Below are 15,177 nucleotides of genomic sequence, written 5' to 3'. Positions count from 1 at the left end.
CCGCCCGCCGGCGCGGCACGGACGCTCTCCCTCATGTCAAATCTGATCGTGCATGGCGGCACGCCGCTGCGTGGCCGCATCGTACCCTCCGCCAACAAGAACGCCGTGCTGCCGGTGCTGTGCGCCACCCTGCTGACCGACCAGCCGGTGCGGCTGCACGGCGTGCCCGACATCACCGACGTGCGCAAGATCCTCGATATCTTCCGCACGCTGGGCAGCGATGTCCGCATGGACCATGACAGCGGCACGCTGGACCTGCATCACCGCGATACCGAATTCGACCCCGCTCGCCACCATCTGCCCGAGGAAATGCGCTCCTCGATCATGCTGGTGCCGCCGCTGCTGAGCCGCTTCGGCGTCGCGCGGCTCGAGGACAACGTCAAGGGCTGCACGCTGGGCGTGCGCGAGATCGATCCGCACGTCGAAATCTTCCGCCGCTTCGGCGGCGAGGTCGAACGCGCCGAGGGCTCGCTGCTGCTGCACAGCAAGGGCCCGCTGCGGCCCATCGACCATTGGCTCGACTACGCGTCGGTCACCACCACCGAGAACTTCGTGATGTGCGCGGCCGCGGCCGACGGCACCTCGACGCTGACCAATGCCGCGTCCGAACCGCACGTGCAGGAGTTCTGCCGCTTCATGACGATGATGGGCGCGCGCATCGAGGGCATCGGCACGTCGCGCGTGACCGTGCATGGCGGCGAGAAGCTCGGCGGGGGCGAGTTCACCTTCGACGAGGACTTCCACGAGATCACGACCTTCCTCGCGCTTGGCGCGATCACCAATGGCGACGTGGTGGTGCGCAACGGCGCGCCGGCGAATTTCCCGCTGATCGATCGGACCTTCGAGAAGTTCGGCGTGCGCATCGTGCACGAGGATGGCTGGTCGCGCGCGGAGCGCTCGGGCCCGCTGCAGGTGCAGACGCCCTTCACCAGCAATGTGCTGACCAAGGTCGAGGCCGCGCCGTGGCCCTATTTCCCGGTCGACCTGCTGCCGATCTTCATCGCGCTGGGCGTGCGGGCGCAGGGCAATGCGATGTTCTGGAACAAGGTCTACGACAGCGCGCTCGGCTGGACCAGCGAGCTGTCGAAGTTCGGCGCGCATGTGTTCTCGTCGGACCCGCACCGCTTGATCACCTTCGGCGGCAACACGCTGGCGCCGGCCGTGGTGGAAAGCCCCTACATCATCCGCGTCGCCATCGCGCTGTTCATGGTGGCCGCCAGCATCGACGGCCGCTCGGAGATCCGCAATGCGGCGCCGATCCGCCGCGCGCATCCACGCTTCGTCGAAAACCTGCGCAGCCTCGGCGTGCAGGTGGAGTGGACCGACGGCGAGTAAGTCGACCGACGAGACGGCCAGCGAGACGGTCGGCAAACCGCCCGCCTTCGCAATGCAATGTGGCGGCCCGCAAGGCCGCCACATTGCCATCGTCCGCCGCTACGTACCGCTAGGTGCCGCTATTTCGCCCAGCGCAGCACCAGCGGATCGAGCCGCCGCGCGATCGCGATCAGTTCCCTGCGCGTTGCCGGATGCATCGGCGGCAGCGGGTGGCGCGGCGCCTCGCAGGCGATCACGCCGCCCTCCTTCATCAGCGCCTTGGCCGCGAGGATGCCCGCCTGCCGGTTCTCGTGGTTGATCAGCGGCAGCCAGCGCTGGTACAGCGTGAAGGCCAGATCGGCATCGCCCCGGCGGTGCGCCTCGATGATCGGCCGGATGCCGTCCGGAAAGCCGCCGCCGGTCATCGCGCCGGTGGCACCGGCCTCCAGGTCGGCCAGCAGCGTGATCGCTTCCTCGCCATCCCACGGCCCTTCCACCGCGTCGCCGCCCAGCCGGATCAGTTCGCGCAGCTTGTTGGCCGCGCCCGGCGTCTCGATCTTGAAGTACGCCACCTGCTCGATCTCGCGCGCCATGCGCGCAAGGAACGGCGCCGACAGCACGGTGCCGCTGGCCGGCGCATCCTGGATCATGATCGGGATGCGGATCGCGTCCGACAGCCGCGCGTAGAACTCGTGGATCTGCGCCTCCGGCACGCGGAACGTCGCGCCATGGTAGGGCGGCATCACCATCACCATTGCGGCGCCCATCTGCTGCGCGCGCCGGCTGCGCGCGATGCAGACGCCCGTACTGTAGTGCGTGGTGGTGACGATCACCGGCACCCTGCCGCGCACATGCTCCAGCACGGTGCGCGTCAGCACCTCGCGCTCGTCGTCCGACAGCGCGAATTGCTCCGAGAAATTGGCCAGGACGCACAGGCCGTCGGCGCCGGCGTCGATCATGAAGTCGACCGCGCGCTTCTGGCTGGGCAGATCGAGCTCGCCGGTTTCGGTAAAGGTGGTCGGCACCACCGGAAAGATGCCGCGGTAGCGCGGCGAGGCGTAGGTGTAAGACATATGCAGGACTTGCCGTATCAGCGCGGCGTGCGCGGCTCGAGCGCAGCGCGTACCACGAAGGTCATGACCACCGCGAACACCAGCATCGCGGCGAGGAAATAGAGGCCGGCGGCGAGGCTTCCGGTCGCGTCCTTGATCAGGCCGATGCCGTAGGGACCGAGATAGCCGCCCAGATTGGCCAGCGAATTGATGGTGGCGATGCCGACCGCGGCGCTGGCGCCGGTCAGGAACTGCCCCGGCAGCGCCCACACCACCGCCTGGATCGAATAGATCGAGAAGGCCGTCAGGCAGATCAACAGGAACTGCAGCGCGGGCGTCTGCACCCAGGCGCTCGCCGCCATCGTCAGCGCGGCCGCGCTCGACACCACCACGATGTGCCAGTAGCGCTCGCCCTTGCGGTCCGAATGGCGCGGCACCAGATACAGGCCGACCACCGCGAACAGATACGGCACCGCCGACAGCAGGCCGGTACTCGCATCGGTGACGCCGAACTGCTTGATGATGGTCGGCAACCACAGCGACAGCCCGTAGATGCTCAGCGGAAACGGCAGGAACAGCAGCGACAGCAGCAGCACGCGCTTGTCCTTCAGCGCCTTCAGCGGGTTGCCGTGCGACTTCAGCGCGAAGGTCTTCTGGTCTGCGGCGAGTTCGCGCTCGATCCAGGCACGATCGCGTGCCGACAGCCATTTCGCGTCCGCCGGGGACTCCGGCACCAGCCGCAGCGTCGGCAGGCACAGCAGCACCGCAGGCAGGCCGCTGACGACGAACAGCGTCTGCCAGTTCGACATGCCGAACAGCCCCGGCGTCGACAGCACCCAGCCGGCGATCGGGCCGGTAATGATCAGCGCGATCGGCTGCGCCAGCACCAGCAGGCCGATGATGCGGGCGCGATGCCGCATCGGGAACCACTTGGTCAGGAAGTACAGGATGCCGGGATAGAGCCCCGCCTCGGCCGCGCCCAGCAGAAAGCGCAGCACGTAGAAGGTGGTGGCGTTGTGGATCAGCGCCATCGCCATCGTGATCAGGCCCCAGGTCAGCAGGATGCGCGCGAACCAGCGGCGCGCGCCGAAGCGCTCCAGCGCCAGATTGCTCGGCACCTCGCACAGGAAATAGCCGATGAAGAACAGCCCGGCGCCGAGACCGTAGGCGGCATCGCTGATGCCGACCGCGGCGTTCATATGCAGCTTGGCGAAGCCGACCACCGAGCGGTCGATGTAGGCGACGACGTAGATCAGCGCGAGGAACGGAATCAGCTTGCGGGTCAGCATGCCGATGATGCGGGACTCTTCCGCGGGAGCGGCGTCGGCGGGGTCGTGCGGCAGCGGCACGGGCTGCGGTACGGGCTGGTCCAGCCCGGCCGTGGAATGGCTGTTCATATGGGTCTCCTCACATTGTTCTGCATGTTGTGAATATCGGGATGGGCCTCGATGCGCAGGGGTCAGGCCGGCGTGGCCACCGCCTCCACCTTGCCGCCGACGCGGCGCCGCAGCCCGAGCGGATTGCCGTCGCGCAAGGCGTCGGGCAGCAGCGCATCGGGCAGGTTCTGATAGCAGACAGGACGCAGGAAGCGTTCGATCGCGGCGGTGCCGACCGAGGTGCTGCGCCCGTCCGATGTCGCCGGAAACGGCCCGCCATGGACCATCGCATCGCAGACCTCGACGCCGGTCGGAAAGCCGTTCGCCAGGATGCGGCCGGCCTTGCGCTCGAGCACCGGCAGCAGCGCACGGGCGGCGTCGTGGTCCGCGTCGTCCAGATGCAGCGTCGCGGTCAGCTGCCCTTCGCCCTGCTCCAGCACCCGGCGCAGCTGGTCGGCGTCCTCGCATTCGACCAGCACGCTGCACGGGCCGAAGCATTCCTCGGCGAGGGCCGCGTCGGCCATCAGATCGGCGGCGTGCACTCGGAACAGGCTCGCGGTGGCACGGCCCGCGACGTTGGCGCCTTGCGCCACGGTGGTGACCGCCGGATGCGACGACAGGCGTTCGATGCCTTCGGCATAGGCACGCGCGATACCGGCGGTCAGCATCACACCGGCGGGCACCGCGGCGATCGCGCTGGCCGCCGCGGCGACGAAGCGCTCGAACGCTTCGCCGCCGACCGCCAGCACGAGACCCGGATTGGTGCAGAACTGACCGCAGCCCAGCGTCACCGAGGCGACGAAGTCGCGCGCCAGCGCTTCGCCGCGGCATGCCAGGGCGGCAGGCAGCAGGATATTCGGATTGACGCTGCTCATCTCGGCATACACCGGAATGGGTGCGGGCCGCGCCGCGGCGATCGCCATCAGCGCGAGGCCGCCGCGCCGCGAGCCGGTGAAGCCGACCGCCTGGATGGCCGGATGCGCGACCAATGCCGCGCCGACCGCATGGCCGGCATCGAACAGCAGCGAGAACACGCCTTCGGGCAGGCCCGCCGCGGCCACCGCCTGCTGCACCGCGCGGCCGACCAGTTCCGAGGTGCCCGGATGCGCGGGATGGGCCTTGACCACCACGGGGCAGCCCGCCGCCAGCGCCGAAGCGGTATCGCCGCCGGCGACCGAGAAAGCCAGCGGGAAATTGCTGGCGCCGAACACCGCCACGGGGCCGACGCCGATGCGCCGCAGCCGCAGATCGGTGCGCGGCGGCTGCCGCTCGGGCAGGGCCGGTTCGATGCGGGCATCCCAAGCGTCGCCGCTGCGCACCAGCGCCGCGAACATGCGCAATTGGCCGGTGGTGCGGGCGCGCTCGCCCTCGAGCCGGGCGCGCGCCAGGCCGGTTTCGTCCATCGCGCGCAGGATCAGCGCATCGCCGATGGCGTCGATGCGCGCCGCGATATCGTCGAGAAACGCGGCGCGCGTCTCGTCGGGCAGCGTACGGTAGGCGTCGAAGGCCTGCTCGGCCCGGACGCAGGCCCGGTCCACCTCGGCGCTCGAGGCGCCATGGAAAACGGGTTCGGCGATGATCTCGCCGCTGGCCGCATGGACCGCGTGGAAGGCCCCGCCGCCGCCGCGGCGCGCGGTGGCGCCGATCAGTTGATGGCCGGTCAATGGCATGTCGTGTGCTCCTGGTTGCCGTTCATCGGTTGCCGTGCATGCGTTGCCGTGCATGCGTTGCCGTGCCATGCACGCTCAATGCGAGTGGCGTGGCACATCGGCACCACGGCAGCCCACCAGGAAATCGAGATCGCAGCCCTGGTCGGCCTGCAGCACGTGGTCGACATAGAGCCGTTGATAGCCGCCCTCTCCCGCGCGGCCCTCGGGCTGCGGCGGTCGGAACATCTCCATGCGGTCGGCCAGCTCCTCGGTCGAGATGTCCAGATGCAGCGTGCCGGCCTCGCAGTCGAGCTCGATCCAGTCGCCGTCCCGCACCGCCGCCAGCGGACCGCCCGCCGCGGCCTCCGGCGCGACGTGCAGCACCACGGTGCCGTAGGCCGTGCCGCTCATGCGCGCATCGGAGATCCGCACCATGTCCTTGACGCCCTGCCGCAGCAGCTTCGGCGGCAGGCCCATGTTGCCGACCTCGGCCATGCCGGGGTATCCCTTGGGCCCGCAGTTCTTCATCACCAGCACCGAGCTGGCATCGACCTCGAGCGATTCGTCGACGATGCGGGCCTTGTAGTGCTCCAGGTTTTCGAACACCACCGCGCGGCCGCGGTGCTTGAGCAGCGAAGGCGTGGCCGCCGAGGGCTTGAGGACCGCGCCGCGCGGGGCCAGGTTGCCGCGCAGCACGCGGATGCTGCCGTCCGCAATCAGCGGACGATCGAGCGGGCGGATCACCTCGTCGTTGAAGTTCGGTGCGTCCCTGACGTTGTCCCACAGCGTCCGGCCGTTGACGGTCAGCGCGCCCGGATGCGGCAGCAGGCCACCCTCGCCGAGCCGGCGCAGCACCGCGGGCAGGCCGCCGGCGTAGTAGAACTCCTCCATCAGGAAGCGTCCCGACGGCATCAGGTCGACGATGGTGGGGGGTATCGCGGCCGATGCGGGTCCAGTCCTCCAGTTCGAGCGGCACGCCGATGCGGCCGGCGATCGCCTTCAGGTGGATCACGGCGTTGGTGGAACCGCCGATCGCGGCATTGGTGCGGATCGCGTTCTCGAAGGCCTCGCGCGTCAGGATCTTCGACAGGCACAGCCCTTCTCGGGCCATCTCGACGATGCGGATGCCGGACATGTGGGCCAGCACGTAGCGGCGCGCATCGACCGCGGGAATCGCCGCGTTGTGCGGCAGCGTGGTGCCTAGCGCCTCGGCCATGCAGGCCATCGTCGAGGCGGTGCCCATCGTGTTGCAGGTGCCGGCCGAGCGCGACATGCCGGCCTCGGCCGACAGGAAATGATGCAGGTCGATCTCGCCCGCCTTCAGCGATTCGTGCAGCTGCCAGACCGCGGTGCCCGAGCCGATGTCCTTGCCGTCGAGCTTGCCGTTGAGCATCGGCCCGCCGCTGACTACGATCGCCGGCACATCGCAGCTGGCCGCGCCCATCAGCAGCGCCGGCGTGGTCTTGTCGCAGCCGGCCAGCAGCACGACGGCATCGACCGGATTGCCGCGAATCGCTTCCTCGACGTCCATCGCGGCCAGGTTGCGCGTCAGCATCGCGGTCGGCCGCAGATTCGATTCGCCATTCGAGAACACCGGGAATTCGACCGGAAAGCCGCCGGCTTCATGGACGCCGCGCTTGACGTGCTCGGCCAGCTTGCGGAAATGCGCGTTGCACGGCGTCAATTCCGACCACGTATTGCAAATGCCGATGATCGGCCGGCCATCGAATTCATGATTGGGAATGCCCTGGTTTTTCATCCAGCTGCGGTACATGAAGCCGTTCTTGTCGGCGGTGCCGAACCATTGGGCGGAGCGGAGCTTGGGTTTTGAATCCGGCATGGAAATTCCTGAATGCGGCGGGACGAACGCCGGCCCGCGGCATCAGCCGCGCGGCGGGGACGTCATCGGGATTTGGGGGCAGCTGAGGGTGTCTCCTGGCTGCGTCGCGCCTTGGGCGATCGGTTTTGTTTTCGACAGGCGGCAGTGTACAAACCGATCGGATATCCTTCTAATGAAAAATCGCGCCATTGCGATATCGAATCAGATATCCGTGTTAACCCGATGCCGACTTCCCCGCCCTGGTACATCCGCGCCCGCCTGAAAACCCGCCAATTGCTGCTGCTGGTGGCATTGGCCGAGGAAGGCAATATTCATCGCGCCGCGGCGGTCCTGAACATGACGCAGCCCGCCGCATCGAAGCTGCTGCGCGAACTCGAGGACATGCTGGGCGTGCCGTTGTTCGAACGGCTGCCGCGCGGCATGCGGCCCACGCTGTATGGCGACGCGATGATCCGCCACGCACGGGCCGTGGTCGGCAGCCTCGATCAGGCGCAAGAGGAAGTGATGGGCCTGCGCGCGGGCCGCCTCGGCCATGTCGCGGTCGGCGCGATCACCTCGCCCGCGGTCAAGCTGCTGCCGCCCGCGGTGGCCGAGCTCAAGCGCGACAACCCCGGGCTGCGGGTCTCGCTGGAAATCGAGAACAGCAACGTGCTGCTGGAGCGCCTGGCGCAGGACAAGCTCGATCTGGTGGTGGCCCGGCTGTTCGCCGAGCACGACAAGCTGCAACTGCGCTACGAACCGCTGGCCGGCGAGCCGGTCTGCGTGGTGGCGCGCTGCGGCCATCCGCTGCTGGACACGCCGGCACTGTCGCTGGCCGATCTGGAACCGGCCACGTGGATCGTGCCGCCGGCCGGCAGCGTGCTGCGCCATCGCTTCGATCTGATGTTCCAGCGCGCCAGCCTGGTGCCGCCGACCAATGTGGTCGAGACCGCCGCGCTGCTGTTCGTCACGCAGATGATCGAGCAGAGCGACATGCTGGCGGTACTGGCCGCCGATGTCGCCGAGTACTATGCGCGCCACGGCATGGTGGCCATCCTGCCGCTGGACGTTCCCTGCCATATGGACGACTTCGGCATCATCACGCGCACCGACCGGCTGCTGTCGCCGGCCGCCACGCTGATGGTGGAGGCGCTGCGGGCCGCTGGCCGCGTGGTCTATGCCGACGCGAATGCCAATGTCAATCCCAATGTCAATGCCAATGGCCACGCCGCCCGCGACCGGCATTGACCCCTGATCCATTTCGACGCGCGAAGACATGGCACGACACCGTCACGCAATGGAGCTGCCCTCCATCGGCAAGCTGGACCGGTCCGCCGGACAGCTCGGCAGACAGCTGTCGCGGCTGCTGCGCGAGGCGATCCGCCGAGGAGAACTGAAACCGGGCGAGCTGCTGCCATCGACGCGCCATCTGGCGAGCTCGCTGGGCGTGTCGCGCGGGACCGTGCTGGAGGCGTTCGAGCAGCTGATTGCCGAGGGCTATCTCGAAGCCCAGGCCGGCGCCGGCACCAGGGTCGCGACAGCGTTATCCGATGTACCGCAGCGCCGCATGCCGGCCCGCCATGCCGATGCGCCGGCGGCCCCCGTGCGATTGAGCACGCGGGCCGCGGCCTTTGCCGACCTCGCGCGGCAATTCGCGCCGCTGCCGCCCGTGCCCTTTGCGGTTTCGGTGCCGGTGGGCCCCACCGCGCCCGACGACGTATGGCGCCGGCTGGGCAATCGCACGCGAGCGCTGCGTGCGGCCGCGCCCTCCGGTTACGACGACCCCCAAGGCGTGCCGGCGCTCCGCTGCGCGATTGCCGACTACGTGCGCCGGTCCCGCTCGGTCCATTGCACGCCGGAGCAGGTGGTCGTCACCTCCGGCACGCAGCAGGGCCTCTACCTGTCGTGCCAGGTGCTGCTCGACGCCGATGACCTCGCGTGGGTCGAAGATCCAGCCTACCGCGGCATCACCGGCATCCTGGAGAGCACGGGACACCGGCGCGGCATGGTCCGCGTACCGGTCGACGAGGCCGGCATGGACGTCGAGGCGGGCCGCGCGATGGCCGAGCGCGCGCGCGTGGCCTTCGTCACGCCCTCGCATCAATATCCGCTGGGCATGCCGCTGACCATGGCGAGACGAAACGCGCTGCTGGCCTGGGCGCGCGCCAACGGCTCCTGGATCGTCGAGGACGACTACGACAGCGAATTGCGCTACGTCGGCCACCCCTTCCCCCTCGCTGCAGGGGCTCGCCCCCGACCGCGTGGTCTATCTGGGCACCTTCAGCAAGATCCTCTTCCCTTCGCTGCGGCTCGGCTATGCCATCGTTCCGCAGGCACTGGTGCCGGCGTTCTGCGGCGCCCGCGTCCTGATCGACCGGCATTCGCCCAGCGCCGACCAGCATGTGCTGGCGGCATTCATCGACGAAGGACACCTCGACCGGCATATCCGCCGAGTCCGGCTGGTCTATGCGGACCGGCGCCAGCATCTGATCGCGGCAATCGCGCGCTGGATACCGCCCGGGCTGGCCTGGCTCCAGCCCGGGGACCAGGGCATGCACCTGGTGCTGTGGCTTGCCGCAGGGTGGGACGACCAGTGGATTGCCTCGCTCGCGATGGAGGCGGGCGTGGCGGTCAGGCCGGTGTCGCCGATGTACTCCAGCCGAAACGCGCGCCCGGGCCTGGTGCTCGGACTCGGCGGCTACACCGACGAGCAGATCGACGCGGCGGTGAAGAAGCTGTCGAAGGTGCTTGGGTCCGCCGCCCGGACCAGGGGCGTATCCCGGGCCGGCTGAAAAAAGAAACACCCGGCGAAGGCTTGGGCGGACTCCCTGGGATCAGCCATTACCCCGAATACTGGTCCATTCGAATACCTCCAGAATGGCTCTTTCTTCCGGCCGGCTACGGGCCGATCATGGAGCATGGACGAGGTCCACCGGTGAGGTCCACCCCCGAGGTCGCCCGCTGAGGCCCGTCCGTCGCCACGCCAGTCCTTTCCGCTATTCGAAACCAGTTCGAGACCATGTACATCCCCTCCCATTTCGAAGTGCAGGACGTCGACGCGCTGCACCGCCTGATTCGTGAGTATCCGTTCGCGATGCTGGTCACGTATGGCGCGGATGGCCTGGACGCCAACCATCTGCCGTTCGAGCTCGACCTGTCCACCGGCCGGAACGGCACGCTGCGCGCCCATGTCGCCCGGGCGAATCCGGTATGGCAGGACGTGCGGAACGGCGACGAGGTGATGGTCGTGTTCCGCGCCGAGGATGGGTACATCACGCCGACGTGGTTTCCGAGCAAGCACGAGACCCACAAGCAGGTGCCGACGTGGAACTACCGGGTGGTCCATGCCCACGGCAGGATCACGATCCGCGATGAGGAACGGTATGTCAGGGGCGTGGTGGCGCGCCTGACCCGCACGCACGAGGCCTCGCGGCCGCAGCCGTGGAAGATGACAGACGCGCCGGCCGACTACATCGATACGATGCTGAAGGCGATCGTCGGCATCGAGATCGACATCACGCGGCTGGTCGGCAAGTTCAAGCTGAGCCAGAATCGCGAACTGCGGGACAAGGTCAGCGCGGCCGAGGCACTCAAGCAGCAAGGCGACGTCGCGCTCGGCCAGGCGATGCTCGATGCCATCGCGGAGCCCAGGGACCGCGACACCCAATAACGGCCATGGAGCCAGGCGGATCCCGGCTGGCGCGGCGAACTCGACGGAGAAACGGCATGGATCCGGTCACCGGGCCGCGCAACGACGCGGCGCACACATCGGCCCACATATCCACGCATGCATTGAACAACATCGCCCCCCCTCGACTACCGCAAATTCCGCGCACTGGACCTGAACCTGCTGGTCGCCTTCGATGCGCTGGCGAGCCAGCGTTCGGTCAGCGGCGCGGCCCGGCAGCTGTTTCTCGGCCAGCCGGCCGTCAGCCATATGCTGGCGCGCTTACGGCGGCTGTTCGACGACCCGCTGTTCGTGCGCGGCGCCAGGGGCATGGAGCCCACCGCCAAGGCCGCGGCGCTGATCGAACCGGTACGCGCGCTGCTGAACGATGCCTATGGACTGGTTCGACCCGCCGGCGAGTTCGACCCCTCGACGGCGCAGGCGCGCCTGCGCATCGCGCTGCCGGAACCGCTGGAGGCCATGCTGCTGCCGGTGCTGTGCGCCGCGCTGGCGCGCGAAGCGCCGTCGATCCGGGTGGTGTCGCGCGCCCTGACGGCGGACCGCATGCCGGACGCCCTCGACGCCCGCGAGATCGATATGGCGGTCACCGGCGTGCCGCTCGCGACGAAGGACTGGCATCGCATCGCGGACCTGCATCGTTGCCATCTGGTCTGTGCCCATGCGCCCGCGCAACTGCCACTGCCGGCCAGCGTCGGCGCCGGCGAATTGCGCGCGCTGCAGGCGATCGGCCTGTCGCATGCGATCGCACTCGGCTCGGGAGGCAACGCCTTTCTCGGCCAGTTGCAGCACACCGGCGCGATGCCCACCGAAGTGGAGAGCCTGCTGACGCTGAGCCGGCTGCTGCAGGCCGCCCCGGTGGTCGCGGTGCTGCCCGCCGTCGTCGCGCCGCTGATCGTGCGCGAAGGCACGCTGGCCTGTGTGCCGGTGCGCGGCACCGAGGACACCGTCACGATCGGTCTGCACTGGCACAGCCGTGCCGACGGCGATCCTGTGCATCGCTATGTGCGCCAGCACCTCGTCGACGCCTTTGCCGCGATGCTGGCGCCGCCGGAAGACTGACGGTGCCAAACGCCCGCCGCGGCGGGCACGTCCCCATCGAAACGCCGCATGGGGGGCATCGAATCGTTCGATTTCCCCTGCGTGAGCGCCCTGCCTATAGTCGTGCCACTTCCACCACGAGGCGGCATGCAACGATGCCGGGCCCACGATGACGTTTCGGTTCTACCCCAGTTCGATCGCGCTCGCGATCGCCGCGGCCGCACTGTCCGGCTGCGCCACCAGGCAGGACGACGGCGGCAACGGCGCCGCCACGACGTCCACACCGGCGCCCGCGCCGATCGGCATGAGCCTGAGCGATATCAATCACCGGCATCCGATGCTCGATGACGGGCCGCGGCCCCGGCGCGGCGTCCGCCTGAACGATCCCTTCGTCGATCGCTAGGCCGCGCGGAGTCAATGGCATGGCGACCCAGGCAAAGGTTCCGGGCCCTTCCCGACGGCCATCGTGGCGCTTGGCGCAACGCCCATCGCGGCGAACGATGCTGGCCTCGCTGGCGATCGCCGGCGCGCTGCTGGCCGGCTACGGTGGCTATCGCTGGTGGCAGCACCGCGCGCACACGGTGACCAGCAACAACGCCTATGTCCGCGCCGACGTCACGGCGGTGGCGCCGCGCGTGGCCGGCTATGTGCGCGCGGTCGCGGTCGACGACAACCAGCCGGTGCGCGCGGGCGACGTGCTGTTCCGCATCGACGATGCCGACTATCTGGCGCGCGTCAGCCAGGCCGAGGCCGATGTGCGCGCACGCCGAGCCGCGCTGGGCACGCTCGAGCGCCAGCATCGGCTGCAGCAGGCGCAGATCCGGCAGGCGCAAGCGACGCTGCGCATCCGCCAGTCGGCCACGCACCGCGCGGCGCTCGATCATCGGCGCCACGCCCAGCTGCTGGAGGTCCACGCCAGCAGCCGCCAGACCTATGAGCTGGCGCGCGCCGAGGCCGAACAGGCGGCGGCCGCCGAGCAAGGCGCGCTGGCCCAGCTCGATGCCGAGCGGCGCCGTCTGGATGTGATCGCGGCGCAGGTCGACGAGGCCAGGGCCGCCGAAGCGGCCGCACAGGCACGGCTGGAGCTGGCGCGCATCGACCTCGGCAATACCGTGGTGCGTGCGCCGGTCCACGGCGTGGTCGGCAATCGGCAGATTCGCGTCGGGCGCTACGTGCAGCCCGGCACGCCGGCGCTGGCGCTGGTGCCGGTCGAGGCGTCCTGGGTCGTCGCCAACCTGAAGGAGACCGAGCTGCATCGCGTCCGCGTCGGCAGCCCGGTACGGATCGAGCTCGACAGCTATCCCGGCGTGCCGATCGACGGCACGGTCGCCAGCGTGTCGCCGGGCAGCGGCGCGCAGTTCGCGCTGCTGCCGCCGGACAACGCCACCGGAAACTTCACGAAGATCGTGCAGCACGTGCCGGTCAAGATCGTGCCGGCGCGCGGCGGTCCGCTGCACGGCAAGCTGGTGCCGGGGCTGTCGGCGGTGGTGTCGATCGATACGCGATCCGGCGCAGCGGCCCCTGCTGCCCCTGCTGCCCCTGCTGCCCCTGCTGCCCCTGCTGCCCCTGCTGCCCCTGCTGCCCCGGTGGCGCCGGTCGCACGGCAAGCCGCGCAGGGCCTACCGCAGGGACTCGTGCAGCAACTCGCGCAGGCCCAATGATGGACCGGCGCTTTGCGACGCTGCTGGCGGCGGTGACGCTGCTCGCCCTGACCGACGCCATCAACGGCACGCTGATGATGGTCAATCGCGCGCATTTCGCCGGCGGGCTGCATGCGACGCTGGACGAGGCGGCATGGCTCAACATCCTGTACTTCGCGGCGAAGCTGGCGGGGTTCGTCATTGCGGCCGCGGTCGCGCGCGGCCTCGGCGAGGCGGCGGTGCTGCGGTGGGCCGGCGTGCTGCTGGTGGCCTCGACCGCGGCCGCATCGCTGCCGCTCGATCTGGCGATGCTCGGCGCCTGCCGCTTCGTGCAGGGCGCCAGCGCCGCGCTGGTGCTCGCCACCGCGCAGGCGCTGCTGTTTCGCGATGCGCCGCCGAGCTGGGTGCCGCTGAGCCAGGCGGTGTTCGCGCTGGCGACCGTGATGGCGCCGACCACGCTGGCACCGCTGGCGCAGGGATGGGTCACCGATCATGGGTCCTGGCGCCTGGTGTTCCTGGCGGGTGTGCCATTCGGGCTGGCGGGGATCGGGCTGGCGCTGTTGGCGCTCCGTAGCGAGCCGGTTGACCAACGTGGCGACGCGGAAAGCTCGGGGCTACCGCACGCGCTCGATCCGATCGGTATCGCGCTGCTGACCGTCGCGTCGATCGCCACGGTATTCGTGCTGCAGGAAGGCAATCGCCACGACTGGCTGCACGCGCCACCGATCGTGCAGGCCGGCCTGCTGGCCGGGGCGACCCTGTTGCTGACGGCATGGCGCCAGCGCCGGCGCGATGGCGCGCGCTGGCTGCAGGCGCGGCTGTTCCGCGATCCGCATTTCGCCTTCGGCTTCTGCGTCAGCTTCGTGGCCGGCTTCGCGCTGTTCGGCAGCGCCTTCCTGCTGCCCGCCTTCGCGCTCAACGTGCTGCGGCTCAGCCCAACGCACGCGGGCGATCTGCTGGTATCGAGCGCCGCCACCGCGTCGCTGGGCCTGCTGCTGGGCGGCGCGCTGGCGCAGTACACGCGGGTGGCGCCATTCAAGCTGATTCCGCTCGGCATCGTGCTGTTCATGCTGGCGATGGGCATGCTGTCGTATGCCACCGCGTACAGCGGCCTGCCCGACATGACCGCGCCGCTGCTGATCCGCGGCTTCGGCCTCGGGCTGATGTTCCTGTCGCTGACGCTGGTCACGCTGGCCGGGCTGCCGGCGGCGCTGGCCTGCCAGGGCGCCGCGCTGTTCAACTTCGGCCGGCAATTCGGCGGGCTGATCGGCATCGCCTTCCTGCAGACGTATCTGCATCATCGCCACGGGGCCGCCCGCACCGCGCTGGTCCAGACGCTGCCGGTCGGCATGGAGGCGCCGCTGGCCCCGGGATCGATGGAAACGCCGCTGCGGCAGGCACTGTCGCACGCCGATCCCGCCGTGGCGATCGCCGCGACGCTGGAACCGCTGCTGGATCGGCAGGCGGGCGCCCTCGCCTTCAACGCCGGCTTCCTGTCGCTGGCGCTGCTGTTTGTCGTGGCGATCCCCGTGCTGCTGGCGATCAAGGTGGCGCTGGGCCGCTACGCCAGCCACGCCGCCGGGCGCACCACCGCACACTGA

At 69.4% G+C, this 15,177-nt stretch carries 10 protein-coding genes and 2 pseudogenes; 8 read left to right on the top strand and 4 right to left on the bottom strand.

The genetic code is table 11. The annotated features are described in order from the left end of the window. Positions 1 to 33: 33 nt before the first annotated feature. The gene (locus OJJOAM_RS21890; RefSeq protein ID WP_422649827.1) at positions 34 to 1,335 is read left to right on the top strand and encodes a UDP-N-acetylglucosamine 1-carboxyvinyltransferase; all 1,302 of its coding nucleotides are present in this window, start codon (positions 34 to 36) and stop codon (positions 1,333 to 1,335) included. 119 nt (positions 1,336 to 1,454) lie between these two features. Here OJJOAM_RS21890 and OJJOAM_RS21885 read toward each other — a convergent pair whose 3' ends face one another. The 4 genes and pseudogenes from OJJOAM_RS21885 to OJJOAM_RS21870 all read right to left on the bottom strand — a co-directional run bounded on the left by OJJOAM_RS21885 (position 1,455) and on the right by OJJOAM_RS21870 (position 7,231). Further along, on the bottom strand, positions 1,455 to 2,387 hold the full coding sequence (locus OJJOAM_RS21885; protein WP_422649826.1) for a dihydrodipicolinate synthase family protein: 933 nt from the start codon (positions 2,385 to 2,387) through the stop codon (positions 1,455 to 1,457). A gap of 17 nt (positions 2,388 to 2,404) precedes the next feature. Then, on the bottom strand, positions 2,405 to 3,763 hold the full coding sequence (locus tag OJJOAM_RS21880; protein WP_422649825.1) for an MFS transporter: 1,359 nt from the start codon (positions 3,761 to 3,763) through the stop codon (positions 2,405 to 2,407). A 62-nt stretch (positions 3,764 to 3,825) separates the two neighbouring features. After that, positions 3,826 to 5,412: an aldehyde dehydrogenase (NADP(+)) gene (locus tag OJJOAM_RS21875; protein WP_422649824.1), complete on the bottom strand. Its 1,587-nt coding sequence runs from the start codon at positions 5,410 to 5,412 to the stop codon at positions 3,826 to 3,828. Positions 5,413 to 5,487: 75 nt separating this feature from the next. Next, positions 5,488 to 7,231, bottom strand: a pseudogene (locus OJJOAM_RS21870) (IlvD/Edd family dehydratase). A gap of 222 nt (positions 7,232 to 7,453) precedes the next feature. On the opposite strand from OJJOAM_RS21870, the gene OJJOAM_RS21865 reads away from it, so the two are divergent. The 7 genes and pseudogenes from OJJOAM_RS21865 to OJJOAM_RS21835 all read left to right on the top strand — a co-directional run bounded on the left by OJJOAM_RS21865 (position 7,454) and on the right by OJJOAM_RS21835 (position 15,177). Beyond that, a complete protein-coding gene (locus tag OJJOAM_RS21865) occupies positions 7,454 to 8,458 on the top strand; it encodes a LysR family transcriptional regulator (protein ID WP_422649823.1) in 1,005 nt (334 codons plus the stop codon). 28 nt (positions 8,459 to 8,486) lie between these two features. After that, a pseudogene (locus OJJOAM_RS21860) lies at positions 8,487 to 10,002 on the top strand (PLP-dependent aminotransferase family protein). Positions 10,003 to 10,229: 227 nt separating this feature from the next. After that, positions 10,230 to 10,880, top strand: coding sequence for an FMN-binding negative transcriptional regulator (locus OJJOAM_RS21855; protein ID WP_422649822.1), 651 nt, complete (start codon positions 10,230 to 10,232; stop codon positions 10,878 to 10,880). 165 nt (positions 10,881 to 11,045) lie between these two features. Continuing rightward, positions 11,046 to 11,957, top strand: coding sequence for a LysR family transcriptional regulator (locus tag OJJOAM_RS21850; RefSeq protein WP_422651013.1), 912 nt, complete (start codon positions 11,046 to 11,048; stop codon positions 11,955 to 11,957). Positions 11,958 to 12,105: 148 nt separating this feature from the next. Next, positions 12,106 to 12,339, top strand: a complete 234-nt coding sequence (locus OJJOAM_RS21845; protein ID WP_422649821.1) for a hypothetical protein — start codon at positions 12,106 to 12,108, stop codon at positions 12,337 to 12,339. 97 nt (positions 12,340 to 12,436) lie between these two features. Beyond that, the gene (locus OJJOAM_RS21840) at positions 12,437 to 13,597 is read left to right on the top strand and encodes an HlyD family secretion protein (protein ID WP_422649820.1); all 1,161 of its coding nucleotides are present in this window, start codon (positions 12,437 to 12,439) and stop codon (positions 13,595 to 13,597) included. Then, entirely contained in the window at positions 13,597 to 15,177 is a 1,581-nt protein-coding gene (locus OJJOAM_RS21835) for an MFS transporter (protein WP_422649819.1), read from the top strand. The genes OJJOAM_RS21840 and OJJOAM_RS21835 overlap by 1 nt, the downstream gene beginning before the upstream one ends.

It is taken from the genome of Cupriavidus sp. H18C1, assembly GCF_049311595.1.
In the GTDB taxonomy this organism is placed as follows: Bacteria; Pseudomonadota; Gammaproteobacteria; order Burkholderiales; family Burkholderiaceae; genus Cupriavidus; species Cupriavidus cauae.
This window is presented reverse-complemented; position numbering and strand designations above follow the sequence as displayed.

Excerpts from the sequence above, each read along its gene's own strand:
- OJJOAM_RS21890 (WP_422649827.1), top strand. The coding sequence starts at position 34 with ATGTCAAATCTGATCGTGCATGGCGGCACGCCGCTGCGTGGCCGCATC.
- OJJOAM_RS21885 (WP_422649826.1), bottom strand. The coding sequence starts at position 2,387 with ATGTCTTACACCTACGCCTCGCCGCGCTACCGCGGCATCTTTCCGGTG.
- OJJOAM_RS21880 (WP_422649825.1), bottom strand. The coding sequence starts at position 3,763 with ATGAACAGCCATTCCACGGCCGGGCTGGACCAGCCCGTACCGCAGCCC.
- OJJOAM_RS21875 (WP_422649824.1), bottom strand. The coding sequence starts at position 5,412 with ATGCCATTGACCGGCCATCAACTGATCGGCGCCACCGCGCGCCGCGGC.
- OJJOAM_RS21865 (WP_422649823.1), top strand. The coding sequence starts at position 7,454 with ATGCCGACTTCCCCGCCCTGGTACATCCGCGCCCGCCTGAAAACCCGC.
- OJJOAM_RS21855 (WP_422649822.1), top strand. The coding sequence starts at position 10,230 with ATGTACATCCCCTCCCATTTCGAAGTGCAGGACGTCGACGCGCTGCAC.
- OJJOAM_RS21845 (WP_422649821.1), top strand. The coding sequence starts at position 12,106 with ATGACGTTTCGGTTCTACCCCAGTTCGATCGCGCTCGCGATCGCCGCG.
- OJJOAM_RS21840 (WP_422649820.1), top strand. The coding sequence starts at position 12,437 with ATGCTGGCCTCGCTGGCGATCGCCGGCGCGCTGCTGGCCGGCTACGGT.
- OJJOAM_RS21835 (WP_422649819.1), top strand. The coding sequence starts at position 13,597 with ATGGACCGGCGCTTTGCGACGCTGCTGGCGGCGGTGACGCTGCTCGCC.